Origin of the sequence: Streptomyces sp. NPDC002889 (assembly GCF_042888425.1) — a bacterium.
In the GTDB taxonomy this organism is placed as follows: Bacteria; Actinomycetota; Actinomycetes; order Streptomycetales; family Streptomycetaceae; genus Streptomyces.
Genome location: NZ_JBIAPT010000005.1, coordinates 131,929 through 155,836 on the forward strand (window position 1 = coordinate 131,929; position 23,908 = coordinate 155,836).

A 23,908-nucleotide genomic window follows, 5' to 3' on the forward strand; every position below is an offset into this window, starting at 1 on the left:
CGGCCACCCCGTGCCTGTGTTCAGCGGGGCGGCATAACCTCGAAAAACCCGCTGCTGAATGCCGGGTTCGCCGGGTGCAGGGAAGCGACGGCCGGGGACTCGACAAGGCCCGGGCGCAGTGACCCGGAGCAGAGCAGCCACCGTCGTCGTCATCTCATTTCCACAAGGGGCGTTGTATGAACGAGAGCATCTGGAGCTACCCGACGAAGAGCGGCCACACCGCCGGCATCGAACTGGCGGGTTTCAAGGTCGAGGCGACGGATGGAAGCATCGGCAGGGTGGACAAGCATTCCGATGACGTCGGATCGGCATATCTGGTGGTCGACATCGGTTTGTGGATCTTCGGCAAGCATGTACTGCTGCCCGCAGGCACCATTGACCGCATCGATACGGCGGCCGAGACGATCTTCGTCGGCCGCACCAAGGAACAGATCAAGGCCGCACCGGAGTTCGACAGGCAACGGCACGACAGCGACCCGGAGTACCACGACCAGATCGGCACGTATTACGTGAGCCACCGCGCCTGATCGGCACGGGCCCCGGACTGCTGCATTCGAATCCCGGGCGCCCGTCACCCGGCTCACGCCACTCCCCCGCACCGGGCGACGCCGAGGAGCGGGCTCGCCCGGCCGTTTCCCCGTGCCTGCCAGGGGAACCCGCGTACGGGAGGTTCACCAGATGAACGTACGTACGATGAAGCTCCACGGGCGCGCCACGGCCCGCAGGGCGGCGAACAGTTCTGTTGTCGACGCAGCCGCGCGCTGGGGCCTCGCGGCCCGCGGGGTGATCTACCTGCTCGTCGGGATGCTCGCCCTGCAGATCGCCTTCGGCGGCAGCAGGCAACAGGCCGACCGGGGCGGCGCGCTCGCCGAACTCTCCGAGCAGCCCATGGGAGCCGTGCTGCTGTGGGCTCTTGGCATCGGACTGGTCGGGATGGCTGTGTGGCGGTTGTCGGAAGCGCTGTTCGGGGCGGCGGGGCCGAACGGCCACAAGGCGAGCAAGCGACTGCTGTCGGCAGGCCGGTTCCTCTTCTACGGCTTCGTCGCCTGGTCCGTCCTCGCCTTCGCGGCGGGCGACCGCGGCAGCGGGGGATCGTCGGGCGACAAGCAGTCCCAGGACCTCACCGCCAAGGCACTCGAGGCGCCTTGGGGTCAGTGGCTGACCGGCGTCGCCGGTGCCGGCATCGCGGTCGCCGGTCTGTGGATCGCCGTCAGCGCGGTGCGGCGCGAGTACCACAAGCACCTCAAACTCGGCGGCATGTCCCGGCGGGCCCGGCAGTTCGTCGACGTGACGGGAGTCGCCGGCGGAACAGCGCGCGGCTTCCTGTTCGCGGGGATCGGAGTGTTCGTCGTACGTGCCGCGGTGGAGTACAAGCCCGACGAGGCCAAAGGCTTGGACGACACGCTCCGCTCCTTCGCCGACACCCCGGCCGGACCCTGGCTGCTGGTGCTGACCGCCGTGGGCCTCGTGCTGTTCGGCCTCTTCTCCTTCGCGATGGCCCGCTGGCGCAAGGTCTGAGACGTCCGTCCGCGGATCGCCCCCGATGAACTGCGGTCGCGGGTCGAGCGGTTGCCGCCGACGCCGGTTCACCAGTGACAGATCAGGCAATCGCCCTCGTCGACGGCCGCCCATCGGGAGGCGGCCGCGTCAAGGGCAGGGCCTGTGCGGGCGAGGTCGGTGTCATGGAGCGGGCTACGGCCGATGCCACGCCCCTCGATGGGCAGCCCGGACCAGACCCGGTAGGCCCAGTTGACCGACAGCTCGGCCGCCATCACCGCATCGCCCTTGCGCCGCAGCACCTTGAGGCCCGAGCGACGGTGCCTGCCCGCTGTGAGGAGTTCGAAGCCCTGGAAGGTGGCGCCCTGCGCGACTGCTCCCCAGAATCCGTCGGCAAGACCGAGCGCCTGCTCGACGGCGAGATGGACCAGGTCGTGCGGCATGGTCGGCCCCACCGGCTGCGCGGGGAGCCGGACATCCGGGCCGCGGCGGTCACGGACCACTATCTCGTGCTGGTTGTCCGGCAGTTTCCGGAAGAAGATCTCCATCGCACCCGACGGTAGGCCGCCGTTCCCGCCCCGCCAACCGGTTTTCGGCGGCCGGCGGGGCACAGGTGGGCCGGATGCTCCGCCCTCATGAACCCGGCGGGGCTGCGCAGATAACGATGGGTGACCGTTCCGGATGCGCGGATACGAGGGCGCTGCTTCGCTGGTGTGGCCCGCTTTCCCCATCACACTCAAGGAGTGATCATGAGCGTTTCAGGCGAGTCCGGCGGTCGTGCCCAGCAGATGCGCCGCCAGGCGAAGGAGATGGAGCAGGCTGCGGAGCGTGCCACTGACCCGCAGGAGCGTCAGCGGCTGATGGAGAAGGCCCGCCAGCTCAAGGAGCAGAGCGAGCAGCACAGAAGCATGGGCAGCGGGGACATCGATCCCATGGTGTAGCAGACCTGCGCAGGCACCGGCCGGTGGCTGCGACCGCGACGCTTCGAGCGCGCGAGCCATCGGCCGGACGTCTCTGTCCGCGGCCACGACCGCCGGTGCGGCATCACGCCTGGCCCACGGGCCGAAGAAGAGCCGGCCCGGTCTCCACGCTGCAACTGCCTTGCCCCGGCCTGCCTCAGCAGAGTCCCGCAGGCCGGGGCACCGTTGTGGTGAAGCGTCGCTGGACGAACCGCGGCAGCTCGGCCGCGTCGAGAAGGTGCATGCGCAATTCCCCGACCTGCCGCCGGAGCCATGGCGCCGGCCCTGCGCATCCGGGGCCACCCGCACGGTCCGGTCTCCGGGCCTCACGCCGTCGGGTGGGCCAAGGCTTCCCTGTGTCAGTCCGCCAGCATCGCTCTGCGTAGCGTGATCAGCATGCGGGACAGCAGGCGGGAGACGTGCATCTGCGAGATGCCGAGCTCGCAGCCGATCTCGGATTGGGTCATCTCCTTGCCGAAGCGCATCTCAAGAATTCTGCGTGACCGGTCGTCCAGCTCCGTGAGCAGTGGGGCCAGCGCCTGGAAGTCGTCGACGAGTTCCATCTCCGGATCGTTGTCGCCGACGAAATCGGCGTAGGAACGGCCCTTACCGAAGGCCGGGGCGCCTTCGTTGTCCGTTTCCGGGGTGTCGAGGGATCCGGCAGTGTAACCGTTGGCCGCCACCAGGCCCTCGATGGTCTCGTTCTCGCTCAGCTCGAGGTGTGCGGCGAGTTCCTTGACCGTGGGTTCGCCGTCGTGTGTGGTGGCCAGGTGTTCCTTGGCCTTGGCCAGTTCCACCCGCAGTTCCTGCAGGCGTCGGGGGACGTGGACGGCCCAGCAGGAGTCCCGGAAGTATCGCTTGACCTCGCCGACGATGTACGGAATGGCGAAGGAGGTGAACTCGACACCCCGGGCGAGGTCGAACCGGTCGATGGCCTTGATGAGGCCGACCGTGCCCACCTGGATGATGTCTTCCATCTCGCCGTTGCCGCGGTTGCGGTAACGGCCGGCTGCGAATTTGACCAGGGAGAGATTCATCTCGATCAGCGTGTTGCGGGCGTACTGGTACTCGCGGGTTCCCTCTTCCCGTACCTGTAGCTGTTCGAAGAACAGCTTCGACAGCTGTCTGGCATCCCGCGGTGCGACCTTTGCCGCTTCCTCGATCCACGGCAGATCTCTTCCTGTAGCCGGGCCCGGCGCTGCCGGAGCCTGCGTCCCTGTCGACCACGCGGGCCTGTGGCCGGACTGCGTCGATGTCGTCATGGATTCCCTTCGTGGGGCGTCGGCGGGTGGCACCTTGCCGCCTTCCCTGATTACCCTTCGTCACGCGCCCCTTCATTCAGCGACTTTCAGCTGAACCGGCGATTGCTCCGCTTCTGAGGTTGCTCGTAGGACCTGTCGGCAGCGGGTTTGCGGTGGGGATGACCGAGAGCCTCGACGAAGCCGAGCTCGACCGGGGCCTTGTCCTGTCCAGCGCCTGCGTCGGCGCGCCGGGCGGCGACATGGGCGGCCAACACACAGGGCGTACAGCCGCGTTCCGTCGGCCGGCCGGGCCCGACGGTGCTCAGCGGCCGCCGTCCACGTCACGGGGTCCCAGAGGGTGGACCGCCGGGCCCTGGAGCACGCCGCCGTCCATGTCGAAACGGGAGCCGTGGCAAGGACACTCCCACGCGCTCTCCGCCTCGTTGAAGTGGACGATGCAACCCAGGTGGGTACAGCGGGCGGAGACGCAGTGCGGCGCGCCGGAGGCGTCCCGGGACACCGCCAGGGGTCCTTCGCCACGGCTACGCAGTACCGCGCCCTCGCCCGGCCCGATCTCGTCGACCGAATCGGCGTGCCCGCCCGGCAGGCGGTCGCCGACGAGGTGCTTGGCGGTCTTCGCCCCCAGCCGGAGCATTTTGGGCCCCTCGTGAAGCGGGTGCAGCCGTGCGGGGTCGTAGAGGCCCGACCAGGAAGGGGGACTGTCGGTGATCATGGCGGCGAGCAGTCGGCCCGACATCACGCCTCCGCTCAGGCCCCAGCCACCGAATCCGGTCGCCACATATGCGTGGTCGGCCATCGGATGGAGTCGGCCCACGTAGGGCACATGGTCGGTGGAGAAGTTGTCCTGGGTGGCCCAGCGGTGAGTGACCGTGAAGTCCTTGAAGTGCGTGCCGGCCCACTGGGCCAGTGTCTCGAAGTGCGCCGCGGCGCCGTCCTTCGGGGCGCCCGGGGTGAACTTCTCACCGGTGACGATCAACAGGCGTCCGTGCCCGTCATGCGGTGCGGTACGCAGGGACCGTGTGTTGTTCTCCTCGGTGAGGAACATGCCGTCCGGAACCGGGCTGTCCGGCGGAAGCGGCCCCGCGACGACGGCTTCCCTCTTCGGCTCCAGCCTGGTGAACAGCAGCGCTCGGTCGAACACCGGGTAGTGCGTGGCCACTACGACGTCCTCCGCGTGGACGGTGTGACCCGCGCTGGTGGTCAGCCGACAGGGATCCCCTTCCCGCAGGTCCGTCACCCGGCTGCGTTCGAAGATCTTCCCTCCACGGCGCACCAGGTCGGCGGCGAGGGCCAGCAGGTACTTGCGGGGGTGGAACTGCACCTGATCGTCCAGCCGTACGGCCGCCGCGACCGGGAAGGGCAGCGGCGTCTCCTCCACGTACACGGCGTCCAGGCCCGCCGCCCGGGCCACTTCCGCTTCGTGACGCATGTCCTCGGCATGAGCAGGGTCGGTCACGTAGGTGTACGCGGCGGTTCGTTCCAGATCGCAGTCGATGCCCAGCTGGTCGCTGAGGCGTTGCACATGCCCCACGGCGTCCTGCTGCGAGGCGGCGTACTGGCGGGCGCCGACGGCCCCACGAGCCTTGCGGATGCGGCTGTACGCCACACCTTGCAGGGCCGAGAGTTTTGCGGTGGTGTGGCCGGTCACGCCGTGTGCGATCCGGTCCGCCTCCACGAGAGCCACCGTCCTGCCCGCTTGCGCGAGCTCCCAGGCGGCGCTGATTCCGGCAATTCCGCCGCCGACCACGGCGACGTCCACCCGGATGTCTCCCTGCAGGAGCGGATACGCGGGGCCCGGGTCGTACTCCATCCACAGCGACCCGGCCGAATGCCCGGACACGGTCATGGCTGCCTCCTTGATTGTCGGCGAGAGGTCCGCCCCCAGAGGGCGGACCGGACCCATATCGGCGCTGCGCCGCCTACCTGTCCCTGTCGCCCCTCTGCGCGTCCTCCTGCGCCTGTCGGTTCGTCGTGAGCGCGTCCCCCGCCTCACCGTGCGGGATACGGCGTTCGGTCACATCGAGCTCCGCATCCCTGATCTCCTGCTTGAGCTCTTCCGCGGCTCCGCGGTCGGGCTTGCCGTGCTGCCTGGCGCGCTTCATGTCGGTCTCCTCCGTCAGGTCTGGAGTCTGTGCCGCCCGGTTACCCGAACCTGTCGTCCTCACCCGTCCACACACCGCCCGAGCGACATAAACATAAAATGACATATCACCTTTCAGACAGGAGAATGTCTGGAATCGTCACGGAAGAAGAAAACCCCGGCGGCTAAGTTGACGGTCATGGTCAAGACCCTGATCGGAGCCCGCTGTGTGCTGCGGCCCGCAACGATGGAAGACGTCGCTGCCCTCGCCGCGATCCGCGCGACACCACAGGTGTACGCACGATGGCGCGGCGGTCAGGACTTGGCGGCGGCCGTCGCCCGCGACCTCGGCGACGCGGATGTCTCCACGCTGGTCATCGTGCACGCAGACCGTACGGCCGGCGCGATCCAGTGGGGCAGCGAGGAGGAACCCGACTACCGGCACGCGAACATCGACATCTATCTCGATCCGGCCGTGCACGGGCACGGAATCGGAACGGACGCGGTGCGGACACTGGCCCGGCATCTGATCGACGATCACGGGTACCACCGGATCGTGATCGACCCGGCCGCGGACAACACCGCCGCCATCCGCTGCTACACCAAGGCCGGATTCCACCCGGTCGGCATCATGCGGCAGTACGAACGCGGGGCGGACGGCACCTGGCACGACTCCCTGCTCATGGACCTCCTGGCCGGCGAACTCACCTGACAGGGAGAGCACCGACGCCCTTCGGCGCCACGGGCTCCGGCGCGGGCCTCATGTCGTGGGAAAGCGTGGCTGGGACACGTACAGGGCGGCCAGGATCAGTACCACCGCGGCCACCAGGAACAGCGTCGCGGGTACCGGCCACTCCAGTTGCACCAGGCACGCGCCGACGAGACCGCCGGCGAACATCGCCAGTACCGAGGCGACGCGGCGCCGCGTAGCTCCGGACCCGTAACCGAACGCGACGTCGTGCCCCAGCGGTGATCCGCTCAGCATTACGGTCATGGCGCGGGTGAGCACGTTCGTGGGCAGGTCCGGGACGTGCAGGCGCATCGCCGTGACATTGCGGAATCCCATGGCGGTGGCGAGGATTCCGATTACAAGGACGTGCCGGGCGGACGGTGTGCCGTGCGACGGCTCAAGTCCCCATGCCGCGAAGCCGGCTGCCGCGATCAACAGACCCTCGATCACCAGGGCGGGGATGAGCCACTGGTGGCCACGGGGCTCGAGTCGCGACTCCATCCGGGCGCCGATCACCGTACCGACGGCGAACGCACCGAGCGAGACCGATGGAGCCAGAGTCGACAGGCCGCCCTCCCCCACCGTTCCGAACGCGAGGAAGAGCACATTGGCCGTCTGCATGGCCGTGAAGACCGGACCCAGCACGAGGAAGGAGACCGCTTCCACCACACCGGTGGTCACCGTCAGTGCGACCACCAGCGACGTCAGAACCCCTGGCCTCGACTGCACATCCCCTCCTCGCGACAGGCGCTGCTGCCGTCGAGTCTGGGAGAGCCGCCCGAGCCATGGGGGGATTACGCCGATCGCGGGCACCGGCACCCGGTTCCCCGGCGCCGGGGAACCGTACGCGCCGGAGCCCGACGTCAGCAGCCGCGGTCCGGCGCCTACGAACTCACTCCGGAGGACCGGGCGGGTCTCGCTTCGCCGCCGGGGTGGCCGGCCTCAGCGGGCCAGCGCGTCCCCGGCCGCGGTGTGGGCGGCCCGGCGGTCGTGCGGGACCAGGCCGATTCGGGTGCGGCGATCGAGGACATCCGACTCGTCGAGCGCCCCTTCATGGCGTACGGCCCACAGGAGTTCGGCTCCGGTGACCGGGTGGCCGGGGGCGACGGGGTGGGCGAGCGACGGGTCGGTGAGGCCGAGGGCGTGGATCGCCGGGGCTTCGGTCCCGTAGCGGCGTACCAGGCGCCGGGGTGCGTCCAGCGTGGCGAGTGCGCCGGGGCGGGCGGCGCCGACCAGCGGGAGGGATGCGGTGCGGCACCGCCCGGCCGCCAGTCCACTTGCGGTGACAGCGGCGTCGACGGCGTCCTGCGCCATCCGCCGGTAGGTGGTGAGCTTTCCGCCGACGACGGTGACGACGCCGTCGGGCGAGGTCAGCACCGCGTGTTTGCGGGAGAGGTCGGCAGTGCGGCCGGTGTCCCCCGCCGTGTCGAGCAGGGGGCGCAGCCCGGCGAAGGCTCCCACCAGGTCGGCGCGGCTCACGGTGACGTCGAGGGCCGAGCCGAGGACGTCGAGGAGGAAGCCGATGTCCGTCTCGGGTACCTCGGGGATGTCGGGAATGTCGCCGTCGACGGGCTCGTCGGTCAGGCCCACGTACACCCGGCCGTCGCCCTGTGGCAGGACGAGGACGAACCGGTTGGCCTCCCCGGGGATCGGGATGTGCATGCCGGCCGTGAGGTTGCCGAGGTCCTCGCAGCGCAGGACCAGGTGCGTGCCGCGGGAGGGGCGCAGCCGGATGTCGTCGACCAGGCCGCCGGCCCAGACGCCCGCTGCGTTGATCACCGTCCGGGCCCGGATGTCCAGCTCCTGGCCGGTGAGTTCGTCGCGGACCCGGGCACCGGAGCCGCTGAGGGAGAGTGCGCGGGTACGGGTGAGGATGCGGGCGCCGTGGGCGGCGGCGGTGCGGGCGATGGCGGTCACCAGGCGGGCGTCGTCGGTGAGCTGGCCGTCCCAGGACAGCAGTCCCCCGCGCAGGCCGGTCGGCCGCAGGGCGGGAGCCATGTGGCGGGTCTCCACCGCCGAGAGGGTACGGGGCGCGGGCAGGGTGGTGCGTGAGGTGCGGGCGGAGGCGCGCAGCAGGTCGCCGGCCCTGAAGCCGGCCCAGGCGAGTGCGGCCTGGCCGCGGGAGACCAGGGGGGTCAGCGGCAGGACGAAGGGCTGGGCACGTACCAGGTGCGGGGCGGTGCGTTCCATGAGGACGCCGCGTTCGACCGCGCTCTCGTGGGCGACGTCGAGCTGTCCGGTGGCGAGGTAGCGCAGTCCGCCGTGGATGAGTTTGGAGCTCCACCGGGAGGTGCCGAAAGCGAGGTCGTGGGCGTCGATCGCGGCGACGGCCAGTCCGCGTGAGGCGGCGTCGAGGGCGACGCCGGCGCCGGTCGCGCCGAGGCCGACGACGAGTACATCGACCTCGCTGCCGTCGGCGAGTTGGGCGAGTTCTCGGGCGCGGCGCGCCGCGTTCAGCGAGGACGCGGCGGGAGAGGGCGTGGCGAGGGCGGGGCTGCTCGGGCGGCTCATGGTGTGAGGGTCCTCTCCAGAAGGGTCCGCAGTTCGTCGAGGAAGGCCGTGTCGGTGAGTTCGGGGTCGGCCTCGTCGGTCATCGTGCGCAGCGAGAGCGTGAAGGACTGCACGACGAGCAGCAGCGAGCGGGCCTGCAGATCGCACGGCGCTCTGCGGATGGATCCGTCGGCGTGACCCTCTTTCAGTGCGCCGGTGATGAGACCGAGCAGGGCGTCCTGGCTGGCGCCGCGGCGGTCGAGCACGTAGGGCAGCAGCAGTTCGGGATCCACATCCAGGATCTTGTGGAACAGCGGGTGGGCGCGGAAGGCCGCGACTCCGGTGACCAGCCCGTCGACCAGCTGGGCGCGGGTGGGGGCGTGGGGATCGCTCTCGGGCATCGCACCGACGGCGAGCGCGATCCATTCCCGGGTCATCAGGTCGCCGACCAGAGTCCGTACGTCCGGCCAGCGCCGGTAGAGCGTCATGCGGGACACGCCGGCGCGGCGGGCCACGTCGGTCAGGGTCGTGCGGCGTACGCCGACGGCCAGGACGCAGTCGCGTGCCGCGTCGAGGACGGCATCTGCATCCGAATGGTTGTGACGAATGGGCGTCATCTGTCACAGTGTAATGGCAGTGCAGGCCGCGCGGCACGGGCCGCGCGAAACCGACGGTGAGGAAACGACTCAAGTGGACATGTTGTGGAGCGGCTGGGGAGACCCGGCCAAGGCGGCCCCGCTGCCCGACACGGTGATAGGCCTGCTGCAGGACCTGCTCGGGGTCACGCCCCGCGAGAGCGGGCCGGCCGTGCTCGACGGCATCGACGTCCCCGACTCACCGCTCACCGACGACGCGCTCCGGGCCCTCACCGGCTGTGTGGGCGACGCCGCGTACGTACGTACCGATGCCGAGAGCCGTATCCGGCACACCCGGGGCAAGTCCACCCCCGACCTGCTGCGCATCCGCGCCGGCGAGGTCGACGACATCCCCGCTGCCGTCCTGCTGCCGGGCAGTCACGACGAGGTACTGGCCGTCCTGCGCGCCTGCGTCGAACACGGCGTGGCCGCCGTGCCGTTCGGCGGCGGGACCTCCGTCGTCGGTGGCCTCGCCCCGGAGGTCAAGCGCTGCTTCGTCGCCCTGGACCTGCGCCGGCTGGACGGGCTGCTCGCGCTCGACGAGATTTCCCGGACCGCCACCCTTCAGCCGGGACTGCGCGCACCGCAGGCGGAGGCGCTGCTCAACGAGCGCGGGTTCACACTCGGCCACTTTCCCCAGTCCTACGAGTGGGCCTCGATCGGCGGTTTCGCGGCTGCCCGCTCCAGCGGCCAGGCCTCGGCCGGCTACGGCCGCTTCGACGAGATGGTGCTCGGCCTCACCGTCGCCACCCCGGAAGGCACCTGGGAGGCGGGGCGGGCCCCCCGCTCGGCGGCCGGCCCCGACCTGCGCCAGCTCATCCTCGGGTCCGAGGGCGCGCTCGGTGTGATCACCTCGGTGACCGTACGGATCCGGCCACTGCCCGAGACCCGGATCTACGAGGGCTGGCGTTTCGCCTCCTTCGAGGCGGGCGCGGCGGCGCTGCGCAAGCTGGCACAGGACGGCCCGCGGCCGACCGTGCTGCGGCTGTCGGACGAGACGGAGACCTTCATCGGGCTCGCCCAGCCCGACAAGATCGGCAATCCGGGCGCACCGCAGCCGGGCGGATGCATGGCGATCGCCGGATACGAGGGCACCCCCGAGGACACCGCGGACCGGCGCTCCCGCGCCCGTGAGGTCCTCCTCGCGTGCGGAGGCGAGCTCGTGGGTGAGGAGCCCGGGGACCGCTGGGCAGGCGGGCGCTACAACGCCCCGTATCTGCGCGACGCGCTGCTGGATGCCGGCGCGTTCGCCGAGACCCTGGAGACCGCCGCCTTCTGGTCCGCGCTCCCGGCGCTGTACGACGCGGTACGCCTCTCACTCACCGCGGAACTGACCGGGGCAGGCACCCCGCCGCTGGTCATGTGCCATATCTCCCATGTGTACGAGAACGGTGCGTCGTTGTACTTCACCGTGGTCTCGGCGCAAGGGGACGACCCGGTCGCCCACTGGGTCCCGGCCAAGCGGGCCGCCAACGACGCGATCCTGGCGGCGGGGGGCACCATCAGCCATCATCACGGGGTCGGCACCGATCACCGTGACTGGTACACCGACGAGATCGGCCCTCTCGGCGTCCGTGCACTGCAGGCGCTCAAGGCCGAACTCGACCCTGCCGGGGTCCTCAACCCCGGCGTACTCATCCCCGTCCGCTGACCCGATCCCCCTGCCTTCCGAAAGGCGCACTCATGCGACAGTTCACCGCCGTCGTCAATCCGACCGCAGGGGGTTCCAGCGGCACGGCGGCCCTGCTGGTGCTGGCCCGCCTCCTCAGGGAGGCCGGAGCGCAGCTCGACACCCAGTACAGCCGCAGCCTGGAGCACGCCCGGGAGCTGGCGCGGCAGGCCGGCGAACAGGGGCACACCGTGCTCGCCGTCGGGGGCGACGGGATAGCCGGGGGCGTCGGCGGAGCGCTCAGCGGGACGGACACCGTCCTCGGTCTCGTACCGGCGGGCCGCGGCAACGACTTCGCCCGTGCGCTGGGGCTGCCCTCCGACCCGGCGGCCCTGGCCGAACTGCTGCTGAACGGCACGCCGCGGCGGGTCGACACCATCGAGGTCGAGTCGGCCGTGCACGCGAGGACCTCCGTGCTGGGCAGCGTGTACGCGGGTGTCGACGCGGTGGCCAACCGGCACGCCAACACCTCCCGGCTGCTGCGCGGCGCGGCCTCGTACTACGCGGGCGGGCTGCGGGCCGTGGCGGCCTGGCGGCCTGCCGCGTACCGCATCACCGTCGACGGGGTCCAGCACGAGCGCCGTGGCTACACGGTCGTCGCGGCCAACTCCGGCTTCTACGGGTTCGGTCGCAACATCGCCCCGGGCGCACGACTCGACGACGGGCTGCTGGACGTCGTGGTCATCAAGCACGCGCCCAAGCGGCTGTTCTTCGCGATGATGAACGAGCTCAAGACGGGCGCGCACCTGGGGCGCCCCGAGGTGGAGATCCTGCAGGGCAAGGAGATCCGTGTCGAGGCCGACCGGGACATCCCGTACGGCGCGGACGGCGAGGTCGAGGCGACGCTGCCGGTGACGGCGAGGGTGCAGCCGGGCGCGCTCAACGTGCTCTGCTGACAGCCGCCCCCGGGGCGGCCCCCGGTCGGGGGCCGCCCCGGGGCTGCCTACTGCTCGCGCATGCCCCAGGGGGAGCCGTACTCCTCGAGGAGGTCGAGGAAGGGGCGCGCGTCGAAGGCTTCCGGTCCCGCGATGCCCGTCCCCGACCACGCGCCGGTCGAAAGGAGTTCGAGGGCGACGACCGGGTTGAGGGCCGTCTGCCAGACCACGGCCTGGCTGCCGTACTCCTTCATGGACCACTCGTTGTCCACGACGTGGTACAGGTAGACCTCGCGCGGCCGGCCCTCCTTGGTGCCCTTGACCCAGGTGCCCGCGCAGGTCTTGCCGCGCATCAGGTGGCCGAGCGTGGCCGGATCGGGCAGACAGGCCGCGACGACGTCACGGGGCGACACCTGGACCGGCCCTTCGGGACCCTTCACTGTGACCGTATCGGTCCGGTCGAGGCCCACCTGGTGCAGGACCTGCAGGGTGTTGATGAAGTCCGTACCGAGCCCGTACTTGAACGTGACGCGATCGGCCTCGACCCAGCGCGGGATCAGCAGCACCTCCTCGTGCTCGACGTTGACGCACTCGACAGGGCCGATGCCCTCCGGGAAGTCGAACACCTCGGGTTCGCTGAACGGCGCCGTCGTGAACCAGCCTCGGCCGGCCTCGAAGATCACCGGCGGGTTGAGGCACTCCTCGATCGTGGTCCAAATACTGAACGAGGGCGCGAAGTCGTACCCCTCCACCGTGAGGTTGGCACCGTCCCGGACCCCGATCTCCTCGATGGAGTCGAAGAGTTCGTCGGCGGCGTAGCGGGCGAAGACATCGGACAGCCCCGGTTCCACGCCCATGCCGACAAGGGCGAGCCGGCCCGAGTTCTTCCAGTCCTCCCCCAGCGAGAACTGCTCGTCCCCCAGCTTGACGCCGCACGCCTCGTAGGGCCGCTCCGGGTGCGGGTGCGACAAGGACATGGCCATGTCCATGTAGTGGGCGCCGGCGGCGAGCGCCGCACGGAACAGCGGCATCACGAAGCGGGGATCGGTCGCGTTGAGCAGGACGTCGCACCGCTCCCGTACGAGGAGATCCGTGACCGCGGACTCGTCCGAGGCATCGATCCGGGAGGCGGCGAATCGGACCTCGGCCGTCGGACGCGCTTCGGCATCCGCAGGGGCGACTGCCGCCACGGCGGCTTCGGCGCGCGACTTGTCGTAGTCGGCGACCACCAGCCGTTCGAAGAATCCACGGCGGGCGGCGATACGGGTGACGGCCGTACCCACACCACCGGCACCAATCAGCAAAATGCGCATAAACAGCTACTTCCCATCTTTCGAGGCTTCTCCCGGTGCCTCGATGAAACTCACCGGCGATTGGTACCGTCAATGGCGTTGACATAAGGGTCCAAGAAGCGAGGAGGACCGGCAGATGCCGAAGAGGGTGGTGGCAGAGGCCGAGCGACGCCGGCGTCGTCCCACGAAAGCGGGCGTGGTCCTGTCCGAGCAGCTGATCGTGTCGACAGCGTTGCGGATGCTGCGTGAGCACGGCACCGCCGGGCTGACCGCCCGCCGGATCGGGGTCGCACTGGGAGCCGATCCCAGCTCGCTGTACCGGTATTTCCGCGGCATGGACGAGTTGACGCTGGCGGTCGGCGACGAGCTGATCGGCCGCGCGCTGCGGGGATGGTCCCCCACGGCTGACTGGCAGGCGGACCTGCGTGGGCTGGGCCTGCGCATCCACGCCGCCTATCTGGATCATCCGCAGGCTGCTGTGCTGACGGCGAGCCGCGTCTCCGGCCGGGCCCACGAGATCGCGGCGGACGAGATCATCCTCGGTGTTCTGCACCGGGCGGGTTTTCCCACGCCCGCGGCGGTACGCGTCTACCACTGCTTCATCGACCAGACGCTGGCCTTCGCCGCACTGGATGCCGCCACGCTCGCGCTGCCCGACGCCGCCCGCCGTGCCGACGAGACCGTATGGCGGGCCACCTACGCCCGGCTTCCGGCGGACACGCATCCCCACATCGCGCCGGCTGCCCCGCATCTGATCGCGGAGATGAACGTCAGCGCCTATCCGGCGGCGCTGGACATGCTCATCGAGAGCGCTGCGGCCAGGCTCGCGGCGTTGTGACGAGCTGCGCAGGTCGGGGGTGTCGGACCTGGGCTGCGCGGCACCGGCTCGGCGAGGGGGAGGCTGCGCGTGCGCCGCGCACGCGCTCATCTGCCGGGGGGCACCGAATGCTCGATCCGGTCGAGTTGGGCGCTCAGGCTGCGCAGCCAGTGCTCGAGGTCGATGAGCATGGGCAGAGGAGGGCTTTCCGGATCCGCGGCGGGTGAGAGCCGTTCCGGATGGGCGGGCTGCTCGGGCCGGGCTTGTTCGCCGTCGCACAGCGCGGCGACCCGGTCGGCGGCCAGGGCGATGCGGTCGGCCGCCGTACGGGCCCAGGCGGCGGCGTCCGCGGGGACCGGGACGGCAGGCAGGTCGAAGCGGGGCAGCCACTGCACGCCGAGCAGCACATGGTTCGCCATGATGAGCACGGCCTGCCAGTCCATGGGCGTGTCCGACCGCTCACCCGGCTCGCTCTGCAGCTGGACATAGGCGGCCTCGGCCAGCCGCAGCCGGTGCAGGGCACGGTCCGTGGACGGCGTTGGCTCGGCCGCGGCCTGCGGGGCCAGCAGTACTTCGACCGTGCGCGGGATCAGCGGGGCGCAGGAGTGCAGCAGTCCTGCCATGGTTCTGCGCACTTCGCGCCGCGCACCGGCCGGCCAGGCGAGCAGTCCGCACAGCAGGCCGATCACGCTGCCCGTGAACACATCCACCATACGGATCTCGGCCAACTGCCATGATGCGGGGGCGAGTTGAGCGAACGCGGCAGACACCACCAGCGTGAAAAAGGCCTGCGCCCAGGCGATTCCGAGCAGCGGCCCGAGCGCGAACGCGGCGAACATGACCGGCGCGAGCACCGCCGCGTACGCTTCGGTGTGCCGCCCGACCACAAGCAGCAGTGCGCCCGCCGCAACCGCGCCGACGAGGGTGCCGATCAGCGCCGAGCGCACCGCCGACCACGTTGCCCCGGCGGTCGTGCGACCTAGCGTCAGCACGGCGAGCAGCACCCAGAAGCCGTGGGTCAGATCGAGGGATCCTGCCACCAGGCGGGCCGCGCCCAGACCCAGCGCGATCCGGACGGCGTTCTGGAACTGGACCGACCGCAGGGTCATATGGCCGGTGAAACGCCGCCACCACAGATACGGGGTGCTCACGTCGGCGTACCAGAACAGTGCCCGCGGTGGAATCGGTTCCGTGCGCCTGCCGTCCAGTCCGACGCGTACCGCCGTCTGCACGATCCGGGCCGACTCGGCCATGGCGAGGACCGCGGCCTGGCGGCGCAGCGCGGGGACAGGCGGTACGGCGCCGGGCGGCCCGGTCGCCTGCTCCAGACGCAGCGCCTGGAAGCCCCGGATCGCCTGGTCCATGGCCTTTGCCCCGGACACGAGGAGGGGCGCACCACTGCGCAGGGCGGTGGCGGTGCCGGCGCACAGCTCGGCGACGAGGCCGAGGAGTTCGGCCGACGCCGCGTCCGCCGCGGCACCCGGGTCCGCGGCCGCGCCGCTCTGCTGCGGGGCGCCCATGCGGGGCGCCGGGGTCTGCCCCGCCCGCGCCAGTTGGTCGAGCAGCCTGCGGGCCGCGGTACCGGCCTGAGCGAGGGCCCGGTCCACGCGTCCTGCCCCGGCGGGCCGTTCGGCGGGCGGCAGGCGGGACATCCGCAGGCGCCGGCCGGTGGCGCGCAGCCGCTCCGGAGAGTCTGCCGTCACCTCGGCGGCCCGCCCGGGTGCGGCCGCAGCTTCGGCGGCACGGCCCGCGACGGCGAGTGCGCCCGCAAGTCTCGTCCGGTAGGAGACGGTCGGCGGCTCGGGCAGGAGGAAGACCTCGCATGCGGCGAGCAGCAGAACCCCCACGGTGAGCCCGATCAGCCGTCCCCCCAGGGCCTGCGGTGCGTACGGCGGGAAGCAGGCCAGGATGTAGAAGAGCTGAAGTCCCGGTGCCGCTCCGGCCGCACGCGGCCCCGCGACCGATGCGAACGTGAGAACGAACGCAACGACGAGCATTCCGAGCACGGCCGTCCAGGTGTGCACGGCCAGCGCCGTCCCCAGAGCGACCAGCACCAGGCCGACCGGGAGCGCACGCAGTATCACGGCCGCCCGCTGTCGGCCCGACCCGGGGATCGGGGACAGTATCCCGAGAGCCACCGGTCCGAACAGGGCGTACAGCGAGGCGGCCGGGCGGTCCAGCGCGTACACGAACGGGTAGAAGCCGGCGCAGGCGGCCGTGGTCACCCGGACCGCCCGGTGCACGATCTTCGTTCGTTCCGGTCCGGCGGGCGCCGGACGGTGACGCTTGCGGCCCGGCCGGTCCGTGGCGGGGCGCGTCACGGCTTGTCCTGCCGGGTTTCGACGCCCGTGCTCACGGGCGGCCAGGACGCGTGCATGGACAGCGGCGGCAGTTTGCCGTGGACGACGAGCCGATGGCGTACAGCCATGACGACGACGGACGCCGCCAGGATCACGGCCCCGCCGAAGCGCAGGACGGTGTCGTACGCATCCTCGGGCGGATTCTGAGGGGTCATCGCCGTGATCGTGGCCGCAGCTCCGGCGAGGGCGATCGCGCCCAGAGTGACCAGGAACGTCAGCAGGACGCCCGATGCCTCGCCGGCCCTCGCGGGCGGTACGACCTGCTGGGTGGCCACGGTGGAGAAGGACCAGCCGAGTCCGAGGCCGAGCCCGCACCAGGCGAACACAGGTACGTACAGCCACCATGCGGTGACATGGGCGAGCGCGATCATTCCCGTCCCCGCGATCGCACCGGCGAGTGCCATCACCGCTGTGGGGCGCATCCGCGGGGCGAGCCGAGCCCCCATCGGTCCGCTGAGGGCCACCAGCGTGGCCGGGGCCAGGAACACAATGCCCGCCACCAGCGGGGACAGCCCGCGTACGCCCTGGAGGTAGAGCGTCGCGACGAAGACCGTGACGGCGTAGCCCATATTGGCGACCGAGCCCATGCCGGTCACCAGGACGTACGGGAGGTTACGGAACAGACGCAGATCCACCAGCGGATGCCGGGCGAGGCGTTCGCGTACCACGAACAGCCCACCGGCCAGCAACGCCACCCCGAGGAGCGCGAGGGTGCGGGGGTGGTCCCACCCCCAGGCACTGCCGCGCTCCACGGCCAGGGTGAGGGCGGCCAGCGCGCACACGATGACGAAACAGCCCGTCAGGTCGAGCTGACGGGGCGCCGACGGGTCCCGCGAGTCGGGGACGTACGCGACGGCGACGAGGAACGACAGGGCACCGAGCGGTGCGAGCAGCCAGAAGATCCAGCGCCAGCCGGGCCCTTCGGTGAATCCGCCGCCGACGAACGGCCCCAGGGCGGTGCCGATGTTGGCCACACCGAACGCGGCGCCCAGTGCGCGGGCGCGGCTCTCGTCCGGGAAGGCGTTGCTGATCACGGCGACGGACACCGGGAAGACGAAGCCGGCGCCGATGCCCTGGACGATCCGCGCGGCCACCAGCAGTCCCAGTCCGGGGGCGAGCGCACACCCGATGCAACCGGCCGTGAACAGGGCGATGCCCGCCAGCAGGGTGCCCCGGCGTCCGAACACGTCCCCGAGCCTGCCGCCCACGATGAAGCAGGAGCCGATGGCGAGCATGTACGCGGAGAGTGTCCACTGGGCGGCGGCAGGCGTGACCGCGAACTGGTCCGCGATGCCGGGGATGGCCAGGTTCAGGGCGAAGAAGTCGACCTGAATACAGAACAACGCGACCGCGACCGCAATGAAGGCCCCCGTCCGCGCGGCCGCCTGCGACTCTGCGCGCATGGGCACGTTCCTCTCAGCCGACCGCCCCTGGCGTCGCGAGTGGGCCGGGCATGCGCCCTCGTCCCATTGTGGGTGCGCACCCGGCGGTCCGCAGCCCGGGCGGTCCGGATCGCGCGGGACGGCTCGCGGGGGCGACGATGGCAGAAAGGTGCAAGGAGGTCCCATGTCTTCCGAGCAGGCCGTCCCGCATATCTCTGTCCCGTATGCCGCCGCCCCGCCGATCTGGGACGCGATGGAGCGGTACTTCACCCTGTTGCAGGACCATGCGTCCGCGGAGCGGATGCGGGACGAGGTCCTCACCGACGACTTCCGTACCGGCTTCACCGACGGTCTGATGTGGCACGGCGAACAGGGACTGCGGGACTTCCTCGCCGCCCGCTCCACATTCTTCGACGAGTCCCACACGGTGGAACAGATGTCCACCCCCGAGCAGCTGCCCGACGGCCGCTGGCGCGCCCGCACCCGGCTGCGCTTCTTCCTTCGGCAGCGTCTCGGCACCGCGCCGGTGAGCGACACCTTCACCGGAATCGCGTTCCATCTGTGGGAGTTCGCTCCAGGCCCGGGCGGGGCGTGGCGGGTGGCGGCCCAGATCGTCGAGGGCTTCGCCGCGCTCGACGACAATGCCCGGCGGCTGTTCTCCCAGCCCGCCTCCGGTCTGACCCACGACGACCGCTGACCTGCGGAGGCCGACCACGTGAGCACGCTGCTTCCCGTCCTGTTCGCGCTGTGTGCGGCACTCAGCAACGCCGTCGCCACCGTTCTCCAGCGCAAGGCCGCCCTCAGTGTGCCGCGGTCCGAGGGCCTTCGCGCGGGGCTGATGATCGATCTGCTGCGGCGGCCACTGTGGCTGGCCGGGATCCTCGCCGTCATCGCGGCAGCCGTCTGTCAGGCTCTGGCACTGGCGACCGGTCCGCTGACGATCGTTCAGCCTCTGTTCATTCTGGAGCTGCCCCTCACGCTGGTCGTCGCCTCACTCCTGATGCACCGGGGCCTGCCGCGCACCGGCTGGCTGGCGGTGGCGGTGGTGGTGGCCGGTCTCGCCGTGGCTCTCGCCGCCGCGTCGCCCACGGGCAACCGCACCCATGTGGCGCTGGATCGCTGGATCCCCGCGCTCGTGGTGTGCATGGCAGTGGTCGTAGGGCTCGCCGTGGCCGCCGTCAAACGCCCGGAGGGCCGGGCTCGAGCGGCCTGTCTGGGGGCGGCGACCGCCATCAGCTACGCGGTGACCGCGGCGCTGATGAAGGCGTCGATGCACATCCTGGCCGACGAGGGGGTCGAGGCCTTCTTCACCGCCTGGCAGACCTATTCCTTCGCGGCGGTCGGCGCCGGCGCGCTCTTTCTCCTGGAGAACGCGATGCAGGCCGGTCCGCTGGTCGCGTCCCAGCCTGCGCTCACTCTCGGTGACGCGACAGTGAGCCTGGCGCTCGGCATCCTCCTGTACGAGGAACATGTCCGCGCCGGCTGGTGGTTGCTGCCTCAGCTGCTCGGCGTCGCCATGATCGCCACGGGTGTTCTCGCGCTCTCGCGGATTCCGCTCACCCGGTCACTGGTCTCCCCCGACGAGCCTCGGGCAGGAGTCGAGGCTCCGTAGGCCCGCGGCCCGGCGGTGTCGCGCCCATCGCCCTTGATCGCGGGGTATGCGAAGGCAGGACGCCGGCGTCCACGGCGTCGGTCCGCCACGTCGTCCGGTCGGCGGCCGGCGGACCGGGCCCGCGGGCGCGGGACGACCGGCCCGCCGCTCGTACGGTGCCACTTCGCGGCAATGGGCCTGCATGCGAATGACGTTGGCGTACGGCTCGGGCCACGCGCCGCGGCGGGATCCGATCGTGTCGTTCCCTTGCCTCCGGCTCACGCATCGTGGTTCAGTGGCTCATCCACTCAGCCACTGAGGAGAATTGTGGAGACTCTGCCCCGCCAGACGATCGTCGACGTGCTGGAGATGCGGCTCCGCGAGGACATTCTCACGGGGCGACATCCCACCGGCAGTTATCTGCCGCCCGAGCGTGAACTCGCGGACGGCTACGGCGTCACCCGCACCACCCTCAAGCATGCCTTCGGCCGTCTGGTGCAGGCAGGTCTGCTGGAGACGCGGCACGGTGTCGGTACCCGGGTGCGCGACTACGCGCGGCTCGGTGGCGCAGACCTGCTGCCGATGCTGGTGCGGCACAGTCCCGGCTGGCTGGGCGAGATCTTCGAAGTGCGGCGCGGGATCGGCGCGCTGATCGCGGGTCGCGCCGCCGAGAAGGGCACGGCGGATCAGCGCCGCGAGCTGCATGAGCTGCTGGCCGCCGTCGCCGCGGCCGAGGGAGGGGATCCGGTCCAGCTCGCCGACATCGAAGTGCACCGCGCGCTGGCCCGCGCGACCGGCAACCGGGTCTACACCCTGTTGACCAACACCCTGTTCAACGCGTATCTGCCGATGCGTGCCCACCTCGTCGGACCGTTCCTGGATCCAGCAGCCGCCCACGCGCGTCTCGCGCCGGTCGTCGGAGCGGTCTGTGCCCGCGACGGCGCGGCGGCCCGCGTGGCCGCCGACGCGTATCTGGGCGCAACCGAGCGGATCATGCTCGACGGACTGGGGATGGCGTGATGAGCCGGCGCGGAACCGAGTTCACCGAGACCATGACCGGATCGGTGCGTCTGGCCGGGGAGAGCGAGACGCGGCCGATGCGGCTGGACCTGGCCGTCCGGGCCGAGGAGTTGATGCTTCCGCACCGTACGACCGACGGCCGGCTCACCGGCCGCGTACGCGTCGCGGGATGGGCCGACGACCCTGATGCCGAGGGCGAGTTGGAGATATCGCCGCTCGCCCGGCGCCGGATCCGCTACCGGCTGGACTTCACCGCCCAGGGCCACCGCTACTGCCTCGACGGCTGGAAGTCCGTGTCGGCACTGCGGTCGCTGGAGTCGCTGACGGTCCTTCCGTTCATGCTGCGGGACGGCGGGGAGGAGGCCGGGCGTGGCACTCTGCGGTTCCCCGTGGCGAGCGCACTGCTGCCCTTCCTGGCCAGTTTCCGCTTCCCCCGCATCCAGGACGCGAAGGACACCGACCGTCATCTGACGCCGCGCTGGAACGGGGCTCCCGGCCGTACCGAGGTCTGGTACACCACTCTCACCGACCCCGCCACGCGTACGGGACTGTGGCTGCACCACGAACTGACCGCGCCTGCCGACGGCTCCCCCGCCTACGCACACGGCTGGGTCGCCCTGTTCCCGCCGGAAGGCCCCGTCGAGCACGCCCGGTTCGGCCCGGAGCCGTGGAAGGCCGATCCGACGGGCTTTCGCTCCGGAGGTGTCGAGGCCGGACCCGGCCGACTGCGCGGATCCGCCGGCACCTTCGACTGGGCCCTCACCGAACGCCCCGAAGGCGAACCGCTGTTCACCTTCCCGCGCTGGTCCTGGCGCCGCCCTCTGCTGCCGGCCGCGCAGATCCTGCCTGCCGCGCGCGCCGCCTACACCGGCACGGTCAAGCACCCCGGCGGCGAACTGCGCGTCGACGGCGCTCCGGGCGCGTCGGCCCGGATCTACGGACACGGCAACGCTCGCCGCTGGGCCTGGCTCCATGCCGACCTCGGCGGCGGCGACGTCCTGGAGATCGTGGCCGCCGTGTCCATGCGGCCCGGTCTCGACAGGCTGCCGCCCCTGACCTTCCTGCGGCTGCGCAGGAACGGCCGCACGTGGCCCCGCAGGGCGGAGCGCGCCGCGGTCGGCTGGGCGGGTCTCGGCCGGTTCCGGGCGCGCATCGGCCTGCCCGTATGGACCGTCACCGGCACGGCCGGGCTGCGCCGTATCAGGGTCGAGGTCACCCAGCCCGAGGAGCGGACCCTGGCGCTGGACTACACGGACCCGGACGGCGGGGCCGCCGTATGCCGCAACAGTGAGAGTGCCGACGCGCGGGTCCTTCTGGAACGGTGGTGGGGCCGGTGGCGTACCGAGGCGGAATGGTTCCTCGACGGGTGTGCGCACGCGGAGGTGGGAGACCGGTGAGCCGCCCACTGCGAGGCCTCGTCGCCGCCCTTCTGGCCGACGACGGCAGCGTGCCGTGGCCCGGCGGCGTTCCGGACCGGCTGGGCAAGCTGCTCGCCGCGATGCCCGGACCGGCGCGCGCCGGAGTGCACGGTGCGGCCTCGGCCATCGACGCGTACGCGGCCGTACGCACCGGACGGCGACTGCACGCTCTCACCCCGGGTGAGCGGGAGACCGTACTGGCTTCGCTCGCCGCCCGGCCCGCGCTGCTTGCGCTGCTGGACGCGGTGAAGGTTCCCGTCATGCTGGCCGCGGGAACCGAGCGAATGCTCCAGGAGGAGCCGCGCCCCGCCCCACTGGTCGCACCCGACGATCCCCCGCTGGACTGTGTGGCGTCGGCCGAGTGGCCGGACCGTTCGACCGCCGACGCCGTCGTGGTCGGTTCCGGTGCCGGCGGCGCGATCGCCGCGCGCACGCTCGCCCGCGCCGGGATGCGCGTGATCGTGCTGGAGGAAGGACGGCGGTACACCACGGCCGACTTCGGGCGCCGCGCGCCGCTGGACCGGTTCGGTGAGCTGTACCGCGACGGAGGTGCGACCGTCGCCCTCGGCAACCCGCCCGTGGTCCTGCCCGTCGGCCGGGCGGTGGGAGGCACCACCGTCGTCAACTCCGGTACGTGCTACCGCACACCGGACCATGTGCTGGCCCGCTGGCGCGACACCTTCGGTCTCGCTCTGGCCGATGCCGGATCCTTCGCCGGCCACCTCGACGAGGTCGAACGCACCCTGCGTGTGGCCTTCCAGCCTCTCGACGTCCTCGGCCGAAACGGCAGCACAGCGCTGCGCGGTGCCGGACGCCTCGGCTGGCAGGCGGGACCGCTGCGGCGCAACGCACCCGGCTGCAAGGGTTCGTGCCAGTGTGTCGTCGGCTGTCCGACCGGCGCCAAGCAGAGTGTCCAGCTGTCCGTGCTGCCCGACGCCTGCGCGGCCGGCGCGCGTATCGTCACCGGCGCCTACGTCCGCCGGGTCATGACCGACCCCGACCGCCCCGGCGGTCCCCGCGCCTGTGGCGTCACCGTACGGCGGCCCGACGGCACGGACTTCGAGATCCTCTCCCCGCTGGTCGTCGTAGCGGCCGGGGCGCTGCACTCTCCCCCTCTGCTGCGACGGTCCGGCCTGGGCCGTCACCCCCGGCTCGGGCGGAACCTCGCCGTGCACCCGGCGATCAGTGTCGCCGGGCGGTTCGCGGAGCCGGTCACGGCCTGGGAGGGCGTGCTGCAGAGCGTGGGGGTCGAGCAGCACCACGGTGACGGGATCCTGATCGAGGCGACGGCCGGGCCGCCGGGCATGGGGTCGTTCGTCCTCCCCGGTGTGGGGCGCGCCCTGCGCCGGGAACTGGAGGACGCGGGCTCGCTCGCCACCCTCGGCGCGATGATCGCCGACAGGCCCTCGGGCCAGGTCCTGGGTGCCCGGCCCAGTGTGCTGCGCTACGACCTCGATCCGCGCGACGGCCGACTGCTGCTGCGCGCGGTCCAGGCCATGGGCGATCTGCTGTTCGCAGCCGGCGCCGAGGAAATCCTCACCGGCATCCCGGCAGCGCCCCGAGCCCGGTCGGCGGCCGGACTGCGGGAGCTGTTGCGTCAGGTGACGCCGCGGCAGCTGCATCTGTCGGCGTTCCACCCGACCGGGACGGTGGCACTGGGCGGCGACCCGCGGACCGCGCCCGCCGATCCCGCGGGATGGCTGCGGGGCGTGCACGGCGTGCTGATCGCGGACGGCTCGGCGCTGCCGAGCTGTCCCGAGGTGAACCCTCAAGTCACCATCATGGCAACGTCCCTGGCCCTGAGCGAGGCCGCAGCGGCGTGAGGCCGGCC

At 71.3% G+C, this 23,908-nt stretch carries 22 protein-coding genes; 12 read left to right on the forward strand and 10 right to left on the reverse strand.

Going from position 1 to position 23,908, the window contains the following annotated elements; all coding sequences use genetic code 11:
* Window positions 1-176 precede the first annotated feature (176 nt).
* Complete coding sequence (locus ACFYWI_RS09320) at window positions 177-527, forward strand: PRC-barrel domain containing protein (RefSeq protein WP_389227684.1); 351 nt, start codon at window positions 177-179, stop codon at window positions 525-527.
* 151 nt (window positions 528-678) lie between these two features.
* Window positions 679-1,518 carry a DUF1206 domain-containing protein gene (locus ACFYWI_RS09325; protein ID WP_389227687.1) on the forward strand — a complete coding sequence of 280 codons (840 nt, stop codon included), beginning with the start codon at window positions 679-681 and terminating at the stop codon, window positions 1,516-1,518.
* A 68-nt stretch (window positions 1,519-1,586) separates the two neighbouring features.
* Here the strand turns inward: ACFYWI_RS09325 and ACFYWI_RS09330 are convergent, their stop codons facing one another.
* Window positions 1,587-2,045 (reverse strand): hypothetical protein, encoded by a 459-nt coding sequence (locus ACFYWI_RS09330; RefSeq protein ID WP_389227690.1) that lies wholly within the window; start codon window positions 2,043-2,045, stop codon window positions 1,587-1,589.
* Between the two features lie 201 nt (window positions 2,046-2,246).
* Here ACFYWI_RS09330 and ACFYWI_RS09335 point away from each other — a divergent pair, with 201 nt between their 5' ends.
* Window positions 2,247-2,438 (forward strand): DUF6381 family protein, encoded by a 192-nt coding sequence (locus ACFYWI_RS09335; RefSeq protein ID WP_389227693.1) that lies wholly within the window; start codon window positions 2,247-2,249, stop codon window positions 2,436-2,438.
* 377 nt (window positions 2,439-2,815) lie between these two features.
* Here the strand turns inward: ACFYWI_RS09335 and ACFYWI_RS09340 are convergent, their stop codons facing one another.
* The 3 genes from ACFYWI_RS09340 to ACFYWI_RS09350 form a co-directional block, all read right to left on the reverse strand.
* Window positions 2,816-3,718 carry an RNA polymerase sigma factor SigF gene (locus tag ACFYWI_RS09340; protein ID WP_389227696.1) on the reverse strand — a complete coding sequence of 301 codons (903 nt, stop codon included), beginning with the start codon at window positions 3,716-3,718 and terminating at the stop codon, window positions 2,816-2,818.
* Between the two features lie 301 nt (window positions 3,719-4,019).
* Window positions 4,020-5,564, reverse strand: a complete 1,545-nt coding sequence (locus ACFYWI_RS09345) for an FAD-dependent oxidoreductase (RefSeq protein WP_389227699.1) — start codon at window positions 5,562-5,564, stop codon at window positions 4,020-4,022.
* Window positions 5,565-5,637: 73 nt separating this feature from the next.
* Complete coding sequence (locus ACFYWI_RS09350) at window positions 5,638-5,820, reverse strand: hypothetical protein (protein WP_389227702.1); 183 nt, start codon at window positions 5,818-5,820, stop codon at window positions 5,638-5,640.
* A gap of 177 nt (window positions 5,821-5,997) precedes the next feature.
* On the opposite strand from ACFYWI_RS09350, the gene ACFYWI_RS09355 reads away from it, so the two are divergent.
* On the forward strand, window positions 5,998-6,510 hold the full coding sequence (locus ACFYWI_RS09355; RefSeq protein ID WP_389227706.1) for a GNAT family N-acetyltransferase: 513 nt from the start codon (window positions 5,998-6,000) through the stop codon (window positions 6,508-6,510).
* 48 nt (window positions 6,511-6,558) lie between these two features.
* Here the strand turns inward: ACFYWI_RS09355 and ACFYWI_RS09360 are convergent, their stop codons facing one another.
* From ACFYWI_RS09360 to ACFYWI_RS09370, 3 genes are all read right to left on the reverse strand, one after another.
* Window positions 6,559-7,257, reverse strand: coding sequence for a YoaK family protein (locus ACFYWI_RS09360; protein ID WP_389227709.1), 699 nt, complete (start codon window positions 7,255-7,257; stop codon window positions 6,559-6,561).
* Between the two features lie 213 nt (window positions 7,258-7,470).
* Entirely contained in the window at window positions 7,471-9,039 is a 1,569-nt protein-coding gene (locus ACFYWI_RS09365) for a glycerol-3-phosphate dehydrogenase/oxidase (protein WP_389227712.1), read from the reverse strand.
* A complete protein-coding gene (locus ACFYWI_RS09370) occupies window positions 9,036-9,635 on the reverse strand; it encodes a TetR/AcrR family transcriptional regulator (protein WP_389227715.1) in 600 nt (199 codons plus the stop codon). The genes ACFYWI_RS09365 and ACFYWI_RS09370 overlap by 4 nt, the downstream gene beginning before the upstream one ends.
* Before the next feature lie 73 nt (window positions 9,636-9,708).
* Here ACFYWI_RS09370 and ACFYWI_RS09375 point away from each other — a divergent pair, with 73 nt between their 5' ends.
* Together ACFYWI_RS09375 and ACFYWI_RS09380 are read left to right on the forward strand one after the other, a co-directional pair.
* Window positions 9,709-11,304: an FAD-binding oxidoreductase gene (locus ACFYWI_RS09375; protein ID WP_389227718.1), complete on the forward strand. Its 1,596-nt coding sequence runs from the start codon at window positions 9,709-9,711 to the stop codon at window positions 11,302-11,304.
* Between the two features lie 32 nt (window positions 11,305-11,336).
* Window positions 11,337-12,218 carry a YegS/Rv2252/BmrU family lipid kinase gene (locus ACFYWI_RS09380; protein ID WP_389227721.1) on the forward strand — a complete coding sequence of 294 codons (882 nt, stop codon included), beginning with the start codon at window positions 11,337-11,339 and terminating at the stop codon, window positions 12,216-12,218.
* A 47-nt stretch (window positions 12,219-12,265) separates the two neighbouring features.
* On the opposite strand, the gene ACFYWI_RS09385 is transcribed toward ACFYWI_RS09380, so the two are convergent.
* Window positions 12,266-13,510 (reverse strand): saccharopine dehydrogenase C-terminal domain-containing protein, encoded by a 1,245-nt coding sequence (locus ACFYWI_RS09385; protein ID WP_389227724.1) that lies wholly within the window; start codon window positions 13,508-13,510, stop codon window positions 12,266-12,268.
* Between the two features lie 115 nt (window positions 13,511-13,625).
* On the opposite strand from ACFYWI_RS09385, the gene ACFYWI_RS09390 reads away from it, so the two are divergent.
* A complete protein-coding gene (locus tag ACFYWI_RS09390) occupies window positions 13,626-14,327 on the forward strand; it encodes a TetR/AcrR family transcriptional regulator (protein WP_389227727.1) in 702 nt (233 codons plus the stop codon).
* An 86-nt stretch (window positions 14,328-14,413) separates the two neighbouring features.
* Here ACFYWI_RS09390 and ACFYWI_RS09395 read toward each other — a convergent pair whose 3' ends face one another.
* Both ACFYWI_RS09395 and ACFYWI_RS09400 read right to left on the reverse strand, forming a co-directional pair.
* On the reverse strand, window positions 14,414-16,627 hold the full coding sequence (locus ACFYWI_RS09395) for an FUSC family protein (RefSeq protein WP_389227730.1): 2,214 nt from the start codon (window positions 16,625-16,627) through the stop codon (window positions 14,414-14,416).
* The gene (locus ACFYWI_RS09400) at window positions 16,624-18,069 is read right to left on the reverse strand and encodes an MFS transporter (protein WP_389227733.1); all 1,446 of its coding nucleotides are present in this window, start codon (window positions 18,067-18,069) and stop codon (window positions 16,624-16,626) included. The genes ACFYWI_RS09395 and ACFYWI_RS09400 overlap by 4 nt, the downstream gene beginning before the upstream one ends.
* Before the next feature lie 163 nt (window positions 18,070-18,232).
* Here ACFYWI_RS09400 and ACFYWI_RS09405 point away from each other — a divergent pair, with 163 nt between their 5' ends.
* From ACFYWI_RS09405 to ACFYWI_RS09425, 5 genes are all read left to right on the forward strand, one after another.
* Window positions 18,233-18,745 (forward strand): hypothetical protein, encoded by a 513-nt coding sequence (locus ACFYWI_RS09405; protein WP_389227736.1) that lies wholly within the window; start codon window positions 18,233-18,235, stop codon window positions 18,743-18,745.
* An 18-nt stretch (window positions 18,746-18,763) separates the two neighbouring features.
* Window positions 18,764-19,660: a DMT family transporter gene (locus tag ACFYWI_RS09410; protein WP_389227739.1), complete on the forward strand. Its 897-nt coding sequence runs from the start codon at window positions 18,764-18,766 to the stop codon at window positions 19,658-19,660.
* Between the two features lie 306 nt (window positions 19,661-19,966).
* On the forward strand, window positions 19,967-20,659 hold the full coding sequence (locus ACFYWI_RS09415; RefSeq protein WP_389227742.1) for a FadR/GntR family transcriptional regulator: 693 nt from the start codon (window positions 19,967-19,969) through the stop codon (window positions 20,657-20,659).
* Window positions 20,659-22,056 carry a hypothetical protein gene (locus tag ACFYWI_RS09420; RefSeq protein ID WP_389227745.1) on the forward strand — a complete coding sequence of 466 codons (1,398 nt, stop codon included), beginning with the start codon at window positions 20,659-20,661 and terminating at the stop codon, window positions 22,054-22,056. Before ACFYWI_RS09415 ends, ACFYWI_RS09420 begins: the two co-directional genes overlap by 1 nt.
* A complete protein-coding gene (locus tag ACFYWI_RS09425; RefSeq protein WP_389227748.1) occupies window positions 22,053-23,900 on the forward strand; it encodes a GMC family oxidoreductase N-terminal domain-containing protein in 1,848 nt (615 codons plus the stop codon). Before ACFYWI_RS09420 ends, ACFYWI_RS09425 begins: the two co-directional genes overlap by 4 nt.
* The last annotated feature ends 8 nt before the right edge of the window (window positions 23,901-23,908 follow it).

Coding starts and splice junctions, on each gene's coding strand:
- ACFYWI_RS09320 (WP_389227684.1), top strand. CDS start 177: ATGAACGAGAGCATCTGGAGCTACCCGACGAAGAGCGGCCACACCGCC.
- ACFYWI_RS09325 (WP_389227687.1), top strand. CDS start 679: ATGAACGTACGTACGATGAAGCTCCACGGGCGCGCCACGGCCCGCAGG.
- ACFYWI_RS09330 (WP_389227690.1), bottom strand. CDS start 2,045: ATGGAGATCTTCTTCCGGAAACTGCCGGACAACCAGCACGAGATAGTG.
- ACFYWI_RS09335 (WP_389227693.1), top strand. CDS start 2,247: ATGAGCGTTTCAGGCGAGTCCGGCGGTCGTGCCCAGCAGATGCGCCGC.
- ACFYWI_RS09340 (WP_389227696.1), bottom strand. CDS start 3,718: ATGACGACATCGACGCAGTCCGGCCACAGGCCCGCGTGGTCGACAGGG.
- ACFYWI_RS09345 (WP_389227699.1), bottom strand. CDS start 5,564: ATGACCGTGTCCGGGCATTCGGCCGGGTCGCTGTGGATGGAGTACGAC.
- ACFYWI_RS09350 (WP_389227702.1), bottom strand. CDS start 5,820: ATGAAGCGCGCCAGGCAGCACGGCAAGCCCGACCGCGGAGCCGCGGAA.
- ACFYWI_RS09355 (WP_389227706.1), top strand. CDS start 5,998: ATGGTCAAGACCCTGATCGGAGCCCGCTGTGTGCTGCGGCCCGCAACG.
- ACFYWI_RS09365 (WP_389227712.1), bottom strand. CDS start 9,039: ATGAGCCGCCCGAGCAGCCCCGCCCTCGCCACGCCCTCTCCCGCCGCG.
- ACFYWI_RS09370 (WP_389227715.1), bottom strand. CDS start 9,635: ATGACGCCCATTCGTCACAACCATTCGGATGCAGATGCCGTCCTCGAC.
- ACFYWI_RS09380 (WP_389227721.1), top strand. CDS start 11,337: ATGCGACAGTTCACCGCCGTCGTCAATCCGACCGCAGGGGGTTCCAGC.
- ACFYWI_RS09385 (WP_389227724.1), bottom strand. CDS start 13,510: ATGCGCATTTTGCTGATTGGTGCCGGTGGTGTGGGTACGGCCGTCACC.
- ACFYWI_RS09390 (WP_389227727.1), top strand. CDS start 13,626: ATGCCGAAGAGGGTGGTGGCAGAGGCCGAGCGACGCCGGCGTCGTCCC.
- ACFYWI_RS09400 (WP_389227733.1), bottom strand. CDS start 18,069: ATGCGCGCAGAGTCGCAGGCGGCCGCGCGGACGGGGGCCTTCATTGCG.
- ACFYWI_RS09405 (WP_389227736.1), top strand. CDS start 18,233: ATGTCTTCCGAGCAGGCCGTCCCGCATATCTCTGTCCCGTATGCCGCC.
- ACFYWI_RS09420 (WP_389227745.1), top strand. CDS start 20,659: ATGAGCCGGCGCGGAACCGAGTTCACCGAGACCATGACCGGATCGGTG.